Origin of the sequence: Mesorhizobium maamorense (genome assembly GCF_044998965.1) — a bacterium.
Taxonomy (GTDB): Bacteria; Pseudomonadota; Alphaproteobacteria; order Rhizobiales; family Rhizobiaceae; genus Mesorhizobium.
Window position 1 is genome coordinate 2,735,855 of record NZ_CP173356.1, and the last position, 17,083, is coordinate 2,752,937.

Genomic DNA, 17,083 nt, shown 5'->3' on the forward strand with positions numbered 1-17,083 from the left:
CAATGGTCGCCTACGACTACATCCACGACGGCACGGCGATCTACGAACGCTCCTTTGCCATCATCCGCGCCGAGGCTGATCTCGCGCGCTTTTCCGAAGCAGAGGCCGATGTCGCGGTCCGTATGATCCATGCCTGCGGCCAAGTGGAAGCCGCCAAGGATTTTGTCTTCTCCAGCGATTTCGTTGCCGCCGCACGGGCCGCGCTTGCCGCCGGCGCGCCGATCTTCTGCGACGCCGAAATGGTCTCGCACGGCGTCACCCGCGCCCGCTTGCCTGCCGGCAACGAGGTGATCTGCACGCTGCGCGATCCGCGCACGCATGAAATCGCCAGGACGATCGGCAACACACGTTCTGCCGCCGCGATCGACCTGTGGGGCGAGCGCATCGCCGGTTCGGTGGTAGCCATCGGCAATGCGCCGACCGCACTCTTCTACCTCCTGGAGAAGCTGCGCGACGGTGCGCCGAAACCGGCCGCCATCATCGGCATGCCGGTGGGCTTCGTCGGTGCCGCCGAATCGAAGGATGCGCTGGCGCAGAATTCCTACGGCGTACCCTATGCAATCGTGCGCGGCAGGCTTGGCGGCAGCGCCATGACCGCGGCAACCCTCAATTCCCTGGCGAGGCCCGGCCTATGAACGCGCTTCCCAAAACCGGCTCAAGGGGCCGCCTGGTCGGCGTCGGTACCGGTCCCGGCGACCCAGAACTGTTGACGCTGAAGGCCGCGCGTGCGCTGGCCGAGGCCGATGTGGTGGCGTATTTCGCCAAGCGCGGCAACAACAGCAATGCGCGCGCCATCGTCGAGACGCGCTTCCGGCCCGACATGCTGGAGCTGCCGTTGCTCTATCCCGTGACCACGGAGATCGACAAGGATCACGACGATTACCGCGCGCAGATATCGGCCTTCTACGAGGAGTCCGCCGAGACCGTTGCCGGTCATCTGGATGCCGGTAGGATGGTCGCCGTGCTGTCGGAAGGCGATCCGCTCTTCTACGGCTCCTACATGCATCTGCATGTGCGCCTCGCCCATCGTTTTCCGACCGAGGTCATTGCCGGCGTTACCGCCATGTCGGGCTGCTGGTCGGCGACCGGCCTGCCGATCGTTCAGGGCGACGACGTGCTGACCGTGCTGCCGGGCACGATGAGCGAGTTCGAACTGACCCGGCGCCTCGCCGACACCGATGCCGCCGTTATCATGAAGGTCGGCCGCAACCTGCCCAAAATCCGGCGGGCGCTGGAGGCCACCGGCAAGCTGACACGCGCCGTCTATGTCGAGCGCGGCACCATGCCGGGCAGCGTCTCGATGCGGCTCACCGACAAGCCGGACGACAAGGCGCCCTATTTCGCTATCGTGCTCGTCGCCGGCTGGTCCGGACGCCCTGTCGCGTCGGCGGGTGGCGCATGAGCGGCCGCCTCACGGTCATCGGGCTCGGACCCGGCAACGCCGATCAGGTGACGCCGCAGGCGAGCCACGCCGTCGCCGAGGCAAGCTTCTTCTACGGCTACAAGCCCTATCTCGACCGGCTGGAATTGCGCCCGGACCAGACCCGCATCGCCTCCAACAATCGCGAAGAGCTTGCCCGCTCCAACGAGGCGCTGGCGAAGGCGGCCGAAGGTCACAATGTCGCCGTCGTCTCCGGGGGCGATCCAGGCGTCTTCGCCATGGCGGCGGCCGTCTGCGAGGCGATCGAAGCCGGCCCCTCCGAATGGCGCGCCATCGACCTCGCAATCGTGCCTGGCGTCACCGCCATGCTCGCTGTCGCTGCCCGCATCGGGGCACCGCTCGGCCATGATTTCTGCGCCATCTCGCTGTCCGACAATCTGAAGCCATGGGACCTGATCGAACTGCGCCTGCTGGCGGCCGCCGGCGCCGGCTTCGTCATCGCGCTTTACAATCCCATCAGCAAGGCGCGCCCCTGGCAGCTTGGCCGCGCCTTCGAATGTCTGAAGGCCATTCTGCCGGGCACCACACCCGTCATCTTCGGCCGTGCCGCAGGCCGGCCCGACGAGCGCATCGAGGTGTTCCTGCTGGCGGATGCCGATGCCGATAAGGCGGACATGGCAACCTGCATCATCATCGGCTCGCCGGAAACCCGGATCATCAGGCGCGGCGAGAAGTCTTCGCTGGTTTACACGCCGCGCTCCGCGGCAGGCTCGACAAGATGATCGACCATGTCGGCAAGCTGATCGACGGTCGCAGCCGAAGGAACCTCCGGCAGCACAGGCCTGCGCACCATGACGACGTCGAGGCCAAGCGCCCGCGCCGCGGCGATCTTGCCATAAGTCGCCGCGCCGCCGCTGTTCTTGGATACGACGATGTCGATGCCGTGCCGCTGGAGCAGCGTGCGTTCCTCCGCCTCGCGAAACGGCCCGCGCGCCAGGAGATAGGTGGCATCGGGCACTGCCAGCTTCGGCTCGACCGGATCGACGCTGCGGATGAGATAATGGTGCTGGGGCGCGGCTTCGAAAGCCGCGACCTCCTGCCGGCCGAGAGCCAGGAATACACGGCGCGGCGCCGGTCCAAGCGCCTGCACGGCATCGCCTGTCGTATAGACCTGCGTCCAGCGATCGCCCTCGACAGGCTCCCAGCCGGGACGGCGCAGAGCGACGATCGGCACCCCGGCCATGCGCGCGGCCTGCGCCGCATTGGCGGAAATTCGCGCCGCGTAGGGATGCGTGGCGTCGATCAGCAGCTCGATGCTTGTCTCCTTGAGATAGGCGGCCAGACCATCGGCGCCGCCAAACCCTCCACTGCGTACCGGCACGCCCTGCGTCACCGGGCTTTCGGTGCGGCCCGCCAGCGACAGCATCACCGAGTAACCGGCTGCCAGTTTTCCAGCCAGTTGCCGGGCTTCGGTGGTTCCGCCGAGGATCAGAATGCGGTGGGTCATCATGCCTGCTAAGAGTCTACGCGGCGCCAACCAAAAATGGCTCACCATCGTCGGCATAGGCGAGGACGGTGTAGCCGGTCTCGGCGACGAGGCCAAGCAGCGGATCGCCGACGCTGAAATCATCTTTGGCGGCAAGCGGCATCTGGCGCTCGTCTCATCATTCGCCAAGGGCGATCCGCGCCCATGGCCGGTTCCCTTCGATGCCAAGATGCACGACGTGCTGTCGCTCGCCGGCAAGCGCGTTTGCGTTCTTGCCTCCGGCGATCCCTTTTTCCACGGCGTCGGCGTCACCCTCGCCCGCAAGGTCATGCCGCGGGAGATGCATGTCATTCCCGCGCCGTCGGCCATTTCGCTGGCGGCCGCTCGCCTTGGCTGGGCGCTGCAGGACATCGAAACCGTCTCGCTGCATGGCCGCCCCATCGACCTGATCCGGCCATTGCTGCAACCCAACGCACGCATCCTGGCCCTGACATCCGATGCCGATGCACCGGCGGCGATCGCCCGCCTGCTCACCGAGCTTGATTTCGGCGCCTCGCGGCTGACGGTTCTGGAGGCGCTTGGCGGGCCAAAGGAGAACCTGCGCTCGGCCCGCGCCGATGCGTTCAACCTCGAAAACATCAATCCGCTCAATGTACTGGCGCTCGAAATTCAATCTGGTCCGGATGCGCGTATCCTGCCTTTGACATCAGGCCTCGCCGATCATCTGTTCGACCATGACGGCCAGATCACCAAACATGACATCCGCGCCATCACGCTGTCGGCGCTGGCGCCGAGGCGCGGCGAACTGCTGTGGGATATTGGCGCCGGCTCCGGTTCCATCGGCATCGAATGGATGCTCACCCACCGTTCGATGCGCGCTGTTGCCATCGAAGCCGACCCGATCCGCGCCGCCCGCATCGGCCACAACGCTGCTGCCTGTGGCGTTCCCGGCCTCATCGTGGTCGAAGGCAGCGCACCCAAGGCGCTTGCAAGGCTCGAGACGCCAGACGCGATTTTCATTGGCGGCGGCGGCAGCGACGCCGGCGTGCTGGCCGCCGCCATCAAGGCGCTGCGCACCGGCGGCCGCCTTGTCGCCAATGCGGTGACGCTGGAAATGGAGACGCTGCTTCTTGCCCGTCATACCGAACTCGGGGGCGATCTCACCCGCATCGCCATATCCCGCGCCGCGCCTGTCGGTTCGATGCAGGCATGGCGGCCGGCGATGCCGGTTACCCAATGGAGTTGGATCAAGCCATGATGGTCGCGGGCATCGGCAGCCGAAAGGGCGTGAGCGTCGAGGACGTGCTTGCCGCGATAGAAACCACGCTCGAAGCGCACGGGCTGGCGATGACGGCGCTCTCGTCGCTCGCCACCGCCACGCTCAAGAAAGATGAACAGGCGATCGCTGCCGCAGGTCGCACACTCAACCTTCCCGTCATTGTCGTCGATGAGGCAGCGCTTAAAGCAGCGTCGACGAAGGCGCTCAGCAACTCCAGCCTCTCGCAGGATCTGGCCGGCACAGCATCGGTGTCCGAAGCATCGGCGCTGGCCGTCGCCGGCGAAGGCGCCAGGCTGCTGGGACCACGCATCGTACTCGGCCCGGTCACCTGCGCCATCGCCATCAGCGGAGACGCGGCATGACCGTGCATTTCATCGGCGCCGGTCCGGGCGCCGCCGACCTCATTACCCTGCGCGGCGCGCGGCTGCTGGCAAGCTGCCCGGTCTGCCTCCATGCCGGCTCGATCGTGGCGCCGGAATTGCTGCAGCATTGCGCCCCGGGAACGAAGCTGATCGACACCGCGCCGATGTCGCTCGACGAGATCGAGGCCGAATATCTGGCCGCCCACAAGGCCGGCCATGATGTCGCGCGGCTGCATTCCGGTGACCTGTCGGTATGGAGCGCGGTTGCCGAACAGATCCGCCGGCTGGAAAGGCACGGCATTCCCTACACGCTGACGCCGGGCGTTCCCTCTTTCGCTGCCGCGGCGGCTGCTCTGCGGCGCGAACTGACCATCCCTGAAGTTGCGCAGAGCCTGGTGCTGACCCGCGTCTCCGGCCGCGCTTCAAAAATGCCGCCTGGCGAAACGCTGGCCGGCTTCGGCCGCACCGGCGCCACGCTTGCCATTCATCTTGCCATCCACGCCATCGATCGCATCGTCGCCGAGCTGACGCCGCTCTATGGCCGCGATTGCCCGGTGGCGGTCGTCTTCCGTGCCTCCTGGCCGGACGAGCGCGTGCTGACCGGCACGCTGGAAACCATCGAGGCACAACTGGCCGCCGACCCGATGGAGCGTACGGCCATCATCTTCGTCGGCCGCTCGCTGGCGGCGGAAGGCTTTGGCGAGAGTTCATTGTACGACGCGCATTACCAGCGGCGTTTTCGCGGACGGGACGGATTGTGAGCGACAGCACCAAAAATAAGGGCGAGAACGCCGCGCTCCAACAGGCGCTTGCCCGGCTAAACTTCAAGCCGCGGACGCTTGAGCCCGGCCATGTCTGGCTCGCCGGCGCCGGCCCCGGCGATCCCGGCTGCCTGACGCTGGAAGTGCTGGCGGCGCTGAATGAGGCGGATGCGCTGGTCTATGACGCGCTGGTCTCCTCGGACGTCGTCGCGGTTGCCGAAAACGCCGAGCTTTTCTTTGCCGGCAAGCGCGGCGGAAAACCCTCGATGAAACAGGACGACATAACCGCCCTGCTGGTCCGGCTGGCGCTCCAGGGCCGCCGCGTCGTCAGGCTGAAGGGCGGCGATCCCTATATTTTCGGCCGTGGCGGCGAAGAGGCGCTGGCGCTGGCGCGAGAAAGCATCCCGTTTCGCGTCCTGCCCGGCCTCACCTCAGGGTTCAGCGCGCTGGCCGCCACCGGCATTCCCGCCACCATGCGCGGCATCAACAAGGCGGTGATTCTGGCGACCGGCCATGCCGCCGGCACCGATGACGATCTCGACTGGGCCGCGATCGCGCGCACCGGCCAGCCTGTCGTGGTCTACATGGGCATGGCCAATCTGCCTGTGATATCGGCCGCATTGCTCGACGGCGGGTTGGCCCCATCGACGCCGGCGGCGGTGATCGTCGCCGCGACGACGCCGCAGGAACGCATCGTCGTCGCCACGCTGGCCACCATCGCCGAGGAAGCCGCCGCCGCCGGCCTGTCCGCACCGGCGCTGATCGTCGTCGGCGGCATCGTCGCCATGCGCGCGGCGCTGGCGGGTGCATCGTGAGCGCCCGCGCGATCATCGTCGGCGCGCCGCGCTCCGGCTCGGGCAAGACCAGCGTCACCATCGGCATTTTACGCGCACTCACTCGGCGCGGCCTGAAAGTACGCGGCGCCAAGTCCGGCCCCGATTACATCGATCCCGGCTTCCACACCGCCGCCACCGGCCTGTCCGGCGTCAATCTTGACAGCTGGGCGATGTCGCCGTCGCTGCTCAACGCACTGGCCGTAAATGCCGCCGACGACGCCGATTTTGTCATCCTCGAAAGCGCCATGGGCCTGTTCGACGGCATTCCGGCCGCGCCGGGCCGCAGCGGTTCGGCGGCCGATCTCGCGCGGCTCTACGGCCTGCCGGTGCTGCTGGTGCTGGACGTTTCCGGCCAGTCGACCACGGCGGCGGCCGTCGCCAAGGGGTTCGCTACCTATGATCCGGAGGTTCGCATGGCGGGCGTCGTGCTCAACCGGCTGGGCAGCGAGCGTCACCGCCGGCTGTCCGGCGACGCCATCGAGGCGATCGGCCTGCCGGTCGTCGGCGCCATCCTGCGCGATCCCACCTTGAACCTGCCCGAGCGCCATCTCGGCCTCGTCCAGGCCGGTGAATATGATGACCTGATGGCGCATCTCGACCGGTTGGCCGACATGGCGGAAAAGTCGCTCGACCTCGACGCGGTCATGGCGCTGGCAACACCTCTCGCCCCGGAGCCCGGCAGCTTCGACGATGCGCTGCAAGCCGCCCGGCCAGCGCATCGCACTTGCCGGGGATACCGCCTTCACCTTCCTCTATCCGCACGTCGCGGCCTACTGGCGCAAGGCCGGCGCGGAGATGGTTCCGTTCTCGCCGCTCGCGGACGAGGCGCCCGACAACAGCTGCGACGTCTGCTGGCTGCCCGGCGGTTATCCCGAGCTTCACGCCGGCCGTCTCGCCGCTGCTGCGAATTTTCGGAGAGGAATGGCAAGGTTTGCCGGGACGAAGCCCATCCATGGTGAGTGCGGTGGCTTCATGGTGCTTGGCGAAGCTTTGGAAGATGCATCTGGCGAAACACACAAAATGCTCGGCCTGCTCGGCCATTCAACCAGCTTCGCCAGGCGCAAGATGAACCTCGGTTATCGCGAAGCACGGCTGCGCGCCGACTGTCCGCTCGGCCCGCGGGGCGCGTTGATCCGTGGGCACGAATTCCACTATGCGCAGATGACAGCGACCGGCGATGACGAGCCCCTGGCCGACCTCGCAGACGGGCAAGGCAATCCGATCGGCGCCTCGGGCTACCGGCGTGGCCAGGTCAGCGGCACCTTCTTCCATGCCATCGCAAGGGGCTGAGGCATGAAGTTCCCGAAGGTCACCCTTTCGCCCCGGCAAATCCCCAGCGATGTTGCCCTCTGCCTGGTCTTCTTCACCAGGCTGCCCTTGCCCGTCATCGACTTTCGCGGCCGCAGCCTTGCCGCCGCGATCTGGGCCGCCCCGGTCGCCGGCCTCGTCGTCGGCCTGATCGGCGCCATCGTCTTTGCCACGGCGGAACGGTTTGGCCTTGCCATCGGGTCGGCGGCAGCCCTTGCCCTGGTTGCAACCGCGGTCACCACCGGCTGCCTGCACGAGGACGGGCTGTCCGATGTCGCCGACGGTTTTGGCGGCGGCAACACGCGCGGTCGAAAGCTGGAGATCATGCGCGACAGCCGAATCGGCGCCTACGGCGCCATGGCGCTGGCGCTGTCGCTGCTCATCCGCTGGAGCGCGCTGTCGGAATTCGTCGATCCCACACAAGCTCTCTTCGCGCTCCTGGCCGCCCATGCGGCCTCGCGCGGCGTATTCGGCGCCTTCATGCATCTCTTGCCCCCGGCGCGCGACGATGGCCTCTCGGCCGGCGCCGGCACCGTCTCGCGGGAAATTGCCCTCGCCGGCGCCGTGCTCGGCGCCATCCCGCTCCTCCTGCTCGGGCTTGGCGGCGCCATCGCGGCGCTTATCCTGCTCGGACTGCTGTTTGCCGCCTTCCACGCGCTTTGCCTCAACCAGATCGGTGGCCAGACCGGCGACACGATCGGCGCTATGCAACAGGTGAGCGAAATCGCGGTGCTGCTCGTCGCTTCCGTAGCCCTTTCCTGACTCTGTTTCGGAGAATTTCCTTCCATGCCTTTCAAATCCCTAGATGAATTGCGCGCTGCTTGCCTCGACCTGCCTGATGGCGATGACGCCGCCGCGAGCGCGGTCGCTCGCCGCCAGGACACGTTGACCAAGCCGCAGGGCAGCCTCGGCCGGCTTGAGTCCATCGCCGCGTGGCTGGCGCGCTGGCAGGCCCGCGACATGCCTAGGCTCGAGCGGGTGAAAGTTTTCGTCTTCGCCGGCAACCACGGCGTTACCGCGCAAGGCGTGTCGGCTTATCCTTCGGAAGTCACGGTGCAGATGGTGGCGAATTTCGCCGGCGGCGGTGCGGCCATCAACCAGCTCGCCCGCATCGCGGGCGCCGAACTCGATGTCATTCCGCTCGATCTTGACCATCCGACCGGCGATTTCACGCAAACGCCGGCGATGGACGACAAGACGTTTCTTGCCGCGGTCTCGGCCGGCTACGATGCGGTGACTGATGATCTCGATCTCGTCTGCTTCGGCGAGATGGGCATCGGCAACACCACGCCGGCCGCCGCGATCTCGGCGGCGCTGTTCGGCGGCGGTGCGGAAAAATGGACCGGACGCGGCACCGGCGTCGACGATGCCGGCCTCGAGCGCAAGGTGGTTGCCATCGAATCGGGCTTGAAGCGCCACGCCGCCATTCTTGCCGACCCCTGGGGGTTGCCGCGGCGCTCGGCGGCCGCGAACTCGCCGCCATCTTCGGCGCCACGCTTGCCGCCCGTCACATGGGCATACCGGTGCTGCTTGACGGCTTCGTCTGCACCGCAGCCGCAGCACCTTTGGCAAAGCTGCACTCCACAGGCCTTGCTCATACGATCGCCGCCCACGTCTCGGCTGAATCGGGTCACCGCGGCCTGCTCGAAGCGCTCGACCTGCCGCCGCTGCTCGACCTCGGCATGCGGCTCGGCGAAGGCTCCGGCGCTTGCCTCGCCGTCAACATCGTCCGCTCGGCGCTGGAGTGCCATGCGAGGATGGCGAGCTTTGCCGAGGCCGGCGTGTCGGAGAAGTAACATCTTCCGGTTGTAGCGATTCTCGAATAGATCTGGTGGATGAAAAAGCTTCACTCGGCTGCCGCTGCTATGACTATCGCCGTGCTGCTTGCTGGTGTGCTTCGGCACAGTGGATATTCAACTTACGGCCCGATCGACACCGCAATTCTCGTTGTTTTTCTGGTTTTCTTCTGGTGGCTCATCAGCGATTTCTCAGGCGGAAAGGCCGCCATTGATGCCGACGACGGTCGGAGCGCGGACAACGGCATGGCTTTTCGGTTCGGCAGGTTTCTGAGCCGCGTTTTTCGGCGCGGCCAATCGTAGTCTTTGACCAAGCTACAAAATCCTACATCTCTCCTGGCCAAAGGCGGCCCGGCGGCGAAAGCAGCCGATGAACGAGCGCGGCAATTGAACCGGCCTATTCAGGTCTTTCCACCAAGTCTTTGAAGAATTTGGTGGGTGCGCACAGGATTGAACTGTGGACCCGCTGATTAAGAGTCAGCTGCTCTACCAACTGAGCTACGCACCCACTCGGCCGGCAAAAACCGGCGTTGGCGGGCATATAGCCGCCGATGCCGGTCCTGTCCAGCCCTGCCGGAATCATTTCCCGACAAATCGCCGAAGTGACGCAGATGGTCAGACGAACAGCTTGCCTTCCGCCACCTTGACCGCGTTGCCACCGATGCGCGCCGAGACCAGTTTTCCGCCCTGTACACTTAGTTCCAGGCGGATACGCGAGGGCCGCCCCATCTCCAGCCCCTGTTCGATCCACAGCTGCGAAACGCCATCCGTCGGAGCGTCGAAATGCATGACGGCGCCGGCGAAAGCCGCCGCCGCCGAGCCGGTCGCCGGGTCCTCGTAGGAAGGCGTGCCGGGCACGATCATGCGCACATGGAAGGCGCTCTCGTGGTTCACCGTCTCTCGGCAATAGACATAGGGACTGGCAAAGGCCCATTCGCTCTTGCGCGGCGCCAGTTCCGACCAGGCCTGATTGTCGAGCCGGATCCGGCCGGCCGCCTCCAGATTGGCCACCGGTATGGTCACATAGGGCACGCCCGCCGACCAGAACGCGACGCGGTGATTCTCGAAACCGATCTCGTGCGGCGCCAGGCCAAGGGCGGCGCCGATCGCCACCGGGTCGGCTTCGAGCTTCAGCGGCTCCGGCAACTTCGCCAGGTCGAATTCGGCGAATGTCGCGCCATCATGCTTGCTGACGGCGCAGCGCACCGGGCCGATGTTTTCCTCCAGCACGAAAATGCTTGCAGCGCCGTCATTGTCGGCCATTTCAGCGAGCGCGATATCGGCCAGTTCGGCCAGCGCGATCGCCGAGCCCACGGTCGGGTGGCCGGCGAAAGGCATTTCATAATCGGGCGTGAAGATGCGGATACGGGCGCGGTGCTTGGGATTATCCGGCGGCAGCACGAACACCGATTCCGACAGGTTGAACTCGCGCGCGATAGCCTGCATCGCAGCCGTGTCCAGTCCGCCGCTGTCCAACACCACCGCCAGCGGGTTGCCGGCCAGCCGATCGGTCGTAAACACATCGTAAAGCAAGTAATCGCGTCTCATGGAGGAAACCTTCCGCTTTGATCCGAATTTCTGCCTCAATCCCAACATGAGCGAAATTTAATTTGATATTCGAACCATTAGCACTGATCTGTGCACTCATAGGGACATATTGCGCTTCAGGGGGTCCGGCGTGGACCAGATTGTCAATCTGCCAGACGGAATCGGATTCCGCCATCGAGACCGCGCTCGGGCTCGACCAGACGGGGCGGCGCAAGAATCGCCGCCGCGGCTGGCTCTATGCGCTGCTGGCGCTGATCGTCCTTGTCGCGGCTTTTGCCGGCTACCAGTGGTATGCCGGCTCGCCGGTCAAGATCGACTATACGACGGCGCCCGCCGCCAAGGCCGACCTCACTGTCGAGGTTTCGGCGACCGGCACCTTGCAGCCCCTCACCCAGGTCGACATTTCCAGCCAGCTCTCGGGCATCATTCGTTCAGTCTCGGTCAACGAGAACCAGCAGGTCAAGAAGGGCGATGTGCTGGCCGCGCTCGACACCGCCAAGCTGCAGGTGCAGATCGAACGCGCCGAGGCATCCGCCAAGGCGGCCGCCGCCAATGTCGTGGACGCCACCGTGACGCTGGCCGAGAATGAAAGCGCGCTCGTGCGCGCCGCCGCCCTCACCAAGCGCGGCATGGCCACCGACCAGTCGCTCGAAGCGGCGACCGCGACCCGCGACCGTTCGAAGGCAGCGCTCGATAGCGCCGAGGCCAATCTCGCCATCGCCAACGCCGACCTGAAATCGCAGCAGACCGACCTTGCCAACAGCACCATCTATGCGCCGATCGACGGCATCGTGCTGACGCGCTCTGTCGACCCCGGCCAGACGGTCGCCTCATCGCTGCAGGCGCCGGTGCTGTTCATCATCGCCGCCGATCTCAGGAACATGGAACTGGTGGCGGCGGTCGACGAAGCCGATATCGGCGCGGTGAAGCCGGGCCAGCATGCCCGCTTCACCGTGGATGCCTTCCCGGAGCGGCCGTTCGACGCCGAGATCCGCGACATCTCCTACGCCTCGGTCACCACCGACGGCGTCGTCACCTACAATGCGCGGCTCGAGGTCGACAACAGCGAGCTGTTGCTGCGCCCCGGCATGACCGCCACTGTTTCGGTCGTCACCCGGCAGGCCAAGGACGTGCTGACCGTCCCCTCCTCCGCCTTCCGCTATCGTCCTGCGCAGCAGGCCGCCCGCGGCTGGAGCCTGAGCGACCTGTTCACCGGCCGCATGGGACGTCCCGGCGGCAATCGCCAGCGCCAGGCGGCAGCGCCGCCGACCGACGGCTCACGCATGCTCTACGTGCTGGAGAAAGGCCGTCCGCATCCGGTCAACGTCAGGATCGGCTCGACCGACGGCGAGCTGACCGAGATCACCTCGGGCCTGTCAGAGGGGGCGCAGGTCATCACGGCCTCGCAGCAGCGGAGCTGACGCCGTGGCGATGGGCGCCCCCTCATCACCTTCGACAAGGTCTGGAAGAGCTACGGCCATGGCGAAGCCAAGGTGCACGCGCTGGCCGGCGTCGACCTGGCGATCCGGCGCGGCGAATTCGTCGCCATCATGGGCCCGTCCGGCTCCGGCAAATCGACGGCGATGAACATCATCGGCTGCCTCGACACGCCGACCGCCGGCACCTATTCCTTCATGGGCGTCGATGCTGGCCGGCTCGACCGCAACCGCCGCGCCATGCTGCGCAACCTCTATGTCGGCTTCGTCTTCCAGGGCTATAATCTGCTGGCGCGCACCACGGCGGCGGAAAATGTCGAACTGCCGCTGATCTATCGCGGCGTGGCCGGCCGCGAGCGCCGCGATCTTGCCATGCAGGCGCTGGCGCAAGTCGGCCTTGTCGGTCGCGAGCATCACACGCCGGCCGAGCTTTCCGGCGGCCAGCAACAGCGCGTGGCGATCGCGCGCGCCATCGTCACGAGGCCGACGCTGCTCGTCGCCGACGAACCGACCGGCAATCTCGACACTGCCCGCACGCACGAGATCATGGAGTTGCTGACGCAACTGAACAAGGAGCTTGGCCTGACCATCACCATGGTCACCCACGAGGCCGACGTCGCCGAATATGCCGAGCGCACGGTGCGCTTCCTCGACGGCCATGTCGCCTCCGACACCATGACCGTCGAGGTGGCCTGACATGCTCTGGGAAACCGTCCGCCTCTCCTTGCGCTCGATCCGCCGCAACATGCTGCGCTCGTTCCTGACCTTGCTCGGCATCGTCATCGGCGTCGCCGCGGTCATCGCCATGCTCACCATTGGCGCCGGCACCACCGCCAAGGTCAAGGACGACATCGCCAAGCTCGGCAGCAATCTTCTGGTTGTGCGCTCCGGCCGCCCGGCCGGTCCCGGCGGCCCGGGCGGGCTCGACCAGGTCGTCCGTCCGCTCACCGAAAAGGATCTTGCCGCGCTCATTGCCTATCTGACAGGTGCACGCGCCATTTCGCCGGCCTCGCAGAAGCAGGTCCGCGTCATCTTCGGTACCGAGAGCCTGACCTCCGGCGTCACCGGCACCGACAGTGCCTATCTCGATGCTCGCGACTGGAAACTGGTCTCAGGCCGTTCGTTCAGCGAGTCCGAGACCCGCTCGGGCACCGGCGTATGCCTGATCGGCGAGACGGTGCGCCAGCAGTTCTTCGGTGCCGGCGACCCGGAGGGCGAAATCATCCGCGTCAACCGCACCTCCTGCAAGATCATCGGCCTGCTCGAGCCGAAGGGCTATACCGGCTTCGGCCAGGACCAGGACAATGTCGTGTTGATGCCGCTGCATGCCTATCAGCGGCGCATTGCGGGCAACCGCAACATCGACAACATCTACGTCGCCGCCGACGACCGCACCCCGACCAGCGAGCTGCAGCCGCGCGTCGAGGATATTCTGCGCGACGCCAGACGCCTCACGCCCGACCGCGAAAGCGATTTCGCGATCCGCGACATGACCCAGATCGCCGATGCCATGGCCAGCGCCACCACCACGATGACCGGCATGCTGGGCGCGGTCGCCGGCGTCAGCCTGCTGGTCGGCGGCATCGGCATCATGAACATCATGCTGGTGTCGGTCACCGAGCGCACCCGCGAGATCGGCATCAGGCTAGCCATCGGCGCGCATGAAAAGCACATCCTCATCCAGTTCCTGGTCGAGGCGACGGTGCTGTCGCTGCTCGGCGGCATCATCGGCATCCTGATCGGGCTCTCGCTGGCCGGCCTCGCCTCGGCGACGCTGACCATTCCCTTCGCGCCGAGCCCGGCAGTCATCCTGCTCGCCGTCGGCTTTTCCGCGCTGATCGGCATGGTCTTCGGCTTCTTCCCGGCGCTGCGCGGCGCCAGGCTCGACCCGATCGACGCGCTGCGGCATGAATAAGGCGATTGGAAAGCAAAGGCGCGGCTACGACGCTGTTTCCCAGGGATTGATGGTATTCAATCCGGCGGCCGCGAATGGACTGGTGTCGCGGGTGGCGACCGTAAGACCGTTTGCTGCGGCCGTGGCCGCGATGTAGCCATCCGCATTGCCGATCGCCTTGCCTGAGGCTCTCGCCTTTACCACGAGGTCGGCATAGGCGCGCGACGCGTCGAGGTCGAAAGGCAGAATGCGGCCTGCAAACAGTGGCAACACATCCTGATCGAGACGATTGTCCGCGCACGCACCCGATGTTTGGGGTTGCAGGCAGCCACTCAGACCTTCGTATGCCGGCATTGGCGATCAGCACGGAAGGTAAGGTTTAGTCCGCGTTCGCAAAATGCCACTCGATCAGCGGCTTCATGTGCGGCATCAGCCCGTGCGGCAGGTCGGCGGCGTGGCGGATGATGACCGGACCGACGATCTCCGGTTCGGCCTCGGTTGCGACGAAGGCCGAGATGCGCCGCGCGATCTCCTCGGCGGGCTCGGGAACCCTGTATCGGCGGAAGATCACCGTGCCGCTTTCCGTCGACAGGGCATGGTAGTGCAGGCCGCGTGCGGCGCCTGAAATGTCGAGGCCGGTTTCTTCCCGCACCTCGCGGATCATGTTGAAATCGACATCGACGAGGCCGTCGCGAAAATCCGCCGGTTCGAATGAACCGGCGGCGAAATAGACGCGGCCGGCAGTGACGGTGTGGGCTGCCATGCGGATCGCCACCAGCGCATTGTCGCCGGCCACAAGCATGGCATGGGCATAGGCGTGCTCGGCGCCGGAATTCTCGCGCCGTTTACGCCAAAGCATGAACGTGGAGTAGTTGACCGCGTGGCACCGGCCGACGAGGCGATTGTCGCGCCAGGCAAGTCGCGAAAGCAGCACCACGGGACCGTCGAACAGCGCAGGGTTGGCCGCGATCTCGTGCTGCCAGTTCGCGGCAATCGCCTCGGCGTTGTCCAGCGCGAAAGGATGCGGGCCGGGATCGAGCCTGACGTCGACGGCGTCGACCGGCAAAATAACGTTGCGCGGCAGGTCGAAGCTCACGGCTCAGGCCATGTCCAGCGTGGTCGCCACCGGACAATGGTCCGATGCCTTGGGCCGGTCCCAGCCGGCGCGCGGAAAGCGCTCCACTTCCTGGCCGGCGGGGAAGATCGTGCGCCAGGGCTGGCCGTTGCGGATGATGTCCGGGACGGCGGTGGCGTTCTTAGCCGCCAATCCCTTGGACAGCAGGATATAATCGAGCTGGCACAAATGCCGCTCTTGCGGCCCACGCGTGTGGTAGAAGGTCCAGCGGTTCATTTCCGGCCGCCTCTCGACCACGTTTTCGCAAAAACCGCCAGCCGTCAGCACGTTGATGCAGGACAGGTTCTCGTCGACCACCTCGAAACGATAGCCGTCGAATTCGTCGCCGGCGATCTTCACGCGCTGGCGGTAATCGTTCATGTCGCCGCAGATCGCCCAGCGCTTGTCGGCTGCATGATCCGCCCCGAAGCGCTCCTCGATGATCCGGCGCACCGCCTGCGCCTCCGCGATGCGGATCGGCATCGTCGCTTCACGCCCGTCGAGCCCGTTGCGGGGCGAGCCCATCGACTTGAAGTGCACGAGATAGAGCGTCAGCGGCGAGCCGCCCACGGTAATGTCCACTTCCAGGCAGTCGCGCCGGAAGATGCGTTCATTGGGTTGGTTGCCGAGCGCCGCCAGCTCCGGCGTGTGCAGCCCGAACTGTTCATAGGTCACATAGGCGTGGCTGGTCATGCGCACGAATTCGATGGGCTGGCCCTGCGCGGTCTCGCTGCGCATCATCACGGCGACGTCGATGCCGCGCGAATCATTGCCGGTAGCGGTGTACTTCTGGCGGTAGCCCTGCCCCACCATCTTGAAAAGATAGCCATATTCGAACGCCTTGAGGGCTTCGATATTGTCGACCTCCTGCATGCAGATGATATCCGCGCGCGTGGCCGCTATGGCCAGCGCCGTCAGCTGCCGCATGTCGTCCGACTGCGCGATGGCGCGGGCCTGCTCCAGCATCTTGTACTCGGCCTCGCTCTGGATATCGAAGAGAGCCAGCGTCCGGTCCTCGTTGAGCTGGTTGCGGTATCCGGAGAAATCGAACCTGTTCATCAGGTTCTCGACATTGAAGGTTGCAAGGCGCAGCGACATATCATGAGCTTTGCCCGCAAGCGCGACAGAAAACAAGGCCGGGCAACCACCAGCTGGAATCGATTGATCCTGGCGCGCCTCGCGCCATGGTTGAGGGAACCTTTCCGTTCATCCGCCGTTCAGACGCAAAGACCCACAGTGGGCCCATCCCAGGGTCGGCGTGGGGCCTGTTCTCTTGGAGAAGTGCAATGAACGCGCTCTTTTCTTCCACAGTCAAATCCGGGCTGATAGCGCTCGGTATCTTCTCCGGCATCACGGCACCATCCGCTGCCGGACCAATCCTTCAGCCGGAGCTGTCGATCCCAGCCAGCACCGCGGCGCCGACGGTTACGCCTGTGCGTGACAGCTGGGCCGGCGGCAACAACCGGAGCTTCAACAACGACTGGAGATGGCGCCGGTCGGGCGGGTGGAACCACGGCAATTGGAACCGCGGCGATTGGGGCGGCCGTCACTGGAGCGGTCGTCACTGGAGCGGCCGTCACTGGAACGGCGGCGATGATTGGCGTTGGCGCCGCCACCATTATCGCGGCCGCTACTATGATGACAGCGCCGGCGCCGCGATCCTGGGGCTTGGCTTGGGGCTCGGCCTCGGCAGCATGTACAACAACTACAATTACTACGATGCACCGCCGCGCCGCTACTATCGCGCCGGCCGGCTGTCGAGCGCCCATGTCCGGTGGTGCTACAATAGATACCGCTCGTATCGCGCTTACGACAACACCTTCCAGCCCTACAACGGCCCACGCCAGCAGTGCTACTCGCCCTATCGCTGAGCCAGGCCGCA

Annotated in this window: 17 protein-coding genes, 1 tRNA gene and 3 pseudogenes; 15 read left to right on the plus strand and 6 right to left on the minus strand. The window is 65.8% G+C overall.

Translation table 11 applies throughout. The annotated features are described in order from the left end of the window. Positions 1-2 precede the first annotated feature (2 nt). Genes ACIU1A_RS13930 through ACIU1A_RS13940 form a run of 3 tightly spaced genes read left to right on the plus strand, consistent with a single transcriptional unit; the run spans position 3 to position 2,163 of the window. Positions 3-635: a precorrin-8X methylmutase gene (locus ACIU1A_RS13930; protein ID WP_140554998.1), complete on the plus strand. Its 633-nt coding sequence runs from the start codon at positions 3-5 to the stop codon at positions 633-635. Continuing rightward, complete coding sequence (locus ACIU1A_RS13935) at positions 632-1,402, plus strand: precorrin-2 C(20)-methyltransferase (RefSeq protein ID WP_140554997.1); 771 nt, start codon at positions 632-634, stop codon at positions 1,400-1,402. The genes ACIU1A_RS13930 and ACIU1A_RS13935 overlap by 4 nt, the downstream gene beginning before the upstream one ends. Continuing rightward, complete coding sequence (locus ACIU1A_RS13940; protein ID WP_404927536.1) at positions 1,399-2,163, plus strand: precorrin-3B C(17)-methyltransferase; 765 nt, start codon at positions 1,399-1,401, stop codon at positions 2,161-2,163. Before ACIU1A_RS13935 ends, ACIU1A_RS13940 begins: the two co-directional genes overlap by 4 nt. Here the strand turns inward: ACIU1A_RS13940 and ACIU1A_RS13945 are convergent. Beyond that, complete coding sequence (locus ACIU1A_RS13945; RefSeq protein WP_140564190.1) at positions 2,127-2,888, minus strand: cobalt-precorrin-6A reductase; 762 nt, start codon at positions 2,886-2,888, stop codon at positions 2,127-2,129. The genes ACIU1A_RS13940 and ACIU1A_RS13945 overlap by 37 nt on opposite strands. Position 2,889: 1 nt before the next feature. On the opposite strand from ACIU1A_RS13945, the gene cbiE reads away from it, so the two are divergent. The 8 genes and pseudogenes from cbiE to ACIU1A_RS13985 all read left to right on the plus strand — a co-directional run bounded on the left by cbiE (position 2,890) and on the right by ACIU1A_RS13985 (position 9,512). Continuing rightward, the gene (gene cbiE / locus ACIU1A_RS13950; RefSeq protein WP_404927537.1) at positions 2,890-4,125 is read left to right on the plus strand and encodes a precorrin-6y C5,15-methyltransferase (decarboxylating) subunit CbiE; all 1,236 of its coding nucleotides are present in this window, start codon (positions 2,890-2,892) and stop codon (positions 4,123-4,125) included. Further along, on the plus strand, positions 4,122-4,508 hold the full coding sequence (locus ACIU1A_RS13955; RefSeq protein ID WP_140579854.1) for a cobalamin biosynthesis protein: 387 nt from the start codon (positions 4,122-4,124) through the stop codon (positions 4,506-4,508). Before cbiE ends, ACIU1A_RS13955 begins: the two co-directional genes overlap by 4 nt. Next, positions 4,505-5,269, plus strand: coding sequence for a precorrin-4 C(11)-methyltransferase (gene cobM / locus ACIU1A_RS13960; RefSeq protein WP_140495563.1), 765 nt, complete (start codon positions 4,505-4,507; stop codon positions 5,267-5,269). The genes ACIU1A_RS13955 and cobM overlap by 4 nt, the downstream gene beginning before the upstream one ends. Continuing rightward, on the plus strand, positions 5,266-6,084 hold the full coding sequence (cobA, locus tag ACIU1A_RS13965; protein ID WP_404927538.1) for a uroporphyrinogen-III C-methyltransferase: 819 nt from the start codon (positions 5,266-5,268) through the stop codon (positions 6,082-6,084). Before cobM ends, cobA begins: the two co-directional genes overlap by 4 nt. Next, positions 6,081-7,395 (plus strand): annotated as a pseudogene (locus ACIU1A_RS13970) (cobyrinate a,c-diamide synthase). Before cobA ends, ACIU1A_RS13970 begins: the two are co-directional and overlap by 4 nt. A gap of 3 nt (positions 7,396-7,398) precedes the next feature. Then, positions 7,399-8,175 (plus strand): adenosylcobinamide-GDP ribazoletransferase, encoded by a 777-nt coding sequence (gene cobS / locus ACIU1A_RS13975; RefSeq protein ID WP_140554992.1) that lies wholly within the window; start codon positions 7,399-7,401, stop codon positions 8,173-8,175. 24 nt (positions 8,176-8,199) lie between these two features. Continuing rightward, positions 8,200-9,209 (plus strand): annotated as a pseudogene (gene cobT, locus ACIU1A_RS13980) (nicotinate-nucleotide--dimethylbenzimidazole phosphoribosyltransferase). 39 nt (positions 9,210-9,248) lie between these two features. After that, a complete protein-coding gene (locus ACIU1A_RS13985) occupies positions 9,249-9,512 on the plus strand; it encodes a hypothetical protein (protein ID WP_404927539.1) in 264 nt (87 codons plus the stop codon). A 129-nt stretch (positions 9,513-9,641) separates the two neighbouring features. Here the strand turns inward: ACIU1A_RS13985 and ACIU1A_RS13990 are convergent. Together ACIU1A_RS13990 and ACIU1A_RS13995 are read right to left on the minus strand one after the other, a co-directional pair. Further along, a tRNA-Lys gene (locus ACIU1A_RS13990) sits at positions 9,642-9,717 on the minus strand. A 107-nt stretch (positions 9,718-9,824) separates the two neighbouring features. Next, on the minus strand, positions 9,825-10,757 hold the full coding sequence (locus tag ACIU1A_RS13995) for a PhzF family phenazine biosynthesis protein (RefSeq protein ID WP_140495414.1): 933 nt from the start codon (positions 10,755-10,757) through the stop codon (positions 9,825-9,827). Between the two features lie 130 nt (positions 10,758-10,887). On the opposite strand from ACIU1A_RS13995, the pseudogene ACIU1A_RS14000 reads away from it, so the two are divergent. The 3 genes and pseudogenes from ACIU1A_RS14000 (at position 10,888) to ACIU1A_RS14010 (ending at position 14,108) form a co-directional block, all read left to right on the plus strand. Next, positions 10,888-12,178: pseudogene (locus tag ACIU1A_RS14000) on the plus strand (efflux RND transporter periplasmic adaptor subunit). Positions 12,179-12,250: 72 nt separating this feature from the next. Continuing rightward, positions 12,251-12,889, plus strand: coding sequence for an ABC transporter ATP-binding protein (locus ACIU1A_RS14005; RefSeq protein WP_404927540.1), 639 nt, complete (start codon positions 12,251-12,253; stop codon positions 12,887-12,889). Position 12,890: 1 nt separating this feature from the next. After that, complete coding sequence (locus tag ACIU1A_RS14010; protein ID WP_140516447.1) at positions 12,891-14,108, plus strand: ABC transporter permease; 1,218 nt, start codon at positions 12,891-12,893, stop codon at positions 14,106-14,108. Positions 14,109-14,132: 24 nt separating this feature from the next. Here ACIU1A_RS14010 and ACIU1A_RS14015 read toward each other — a convergent pair whose 3' ends face one another. The 3 genes from ACIU1A_RS14015 to ACIU1A_RS14025 are packed head-to-tail and all read right to left on the minus strand — an operon-like array spanning position 14,133 to position 16,299. Continuing rightward, a complete protein-coding gene (locus ACIU1A_RS14015) occupies positions 14,133-14,441 on the minus strand; it encodes a PIN domain-containing protein (protein WP_404927541.1) in 309 nt (102 codons plus the stop codon). A gap of 25 nt (positions 14,442-14,466) precedes the next feature. Further along, the gene (locus ACIU1A_RS14020) at positions 14,467-15,183 is read right to left on the minus strand and encodes a hypothetical protein (RefSeq protein WP_140495404.1); all 717 of its coding nucleotides are present in this window, start codon (positions 15,181-15,183) and stop codon (positions 14,467-14,469) included. Positions 15,184-15,186: 3 nt separating this feature from the next. After that, positions 15,187-16,299 carry an endonuclease/exonuclease/phosphatase family protein gene (locus ACIU1A_RS14025; RefSeq protein WP_404927542.1) on the minus strand — a complete coding sequence of 371 codons (1,113 nt, stop codon included), beginning with the start codon at positions 16,297-16,299 and terminating at the stop codon, positions 15,187-15,189. A 188-nt stretch (positions 16,300-16,487) separates the two neighbouring features. Between ACIU1A_RS14025 and ACIU1A_RS14030 the strand changes: the two genes are divergently transcribed. Then, positions 16,488-17,072: a BA14K family protein gene (locus tag ACIU1A_RS14030; protein ID WP_140879876.1), complete on the plus strand. Its 585-nt coding sequence runs from the start codon at positions 16,488-16,490 to the stop codon at positions 17,070-17,072. Positions 17,073-17,083 lie beyond the last annotated feature (11 nt).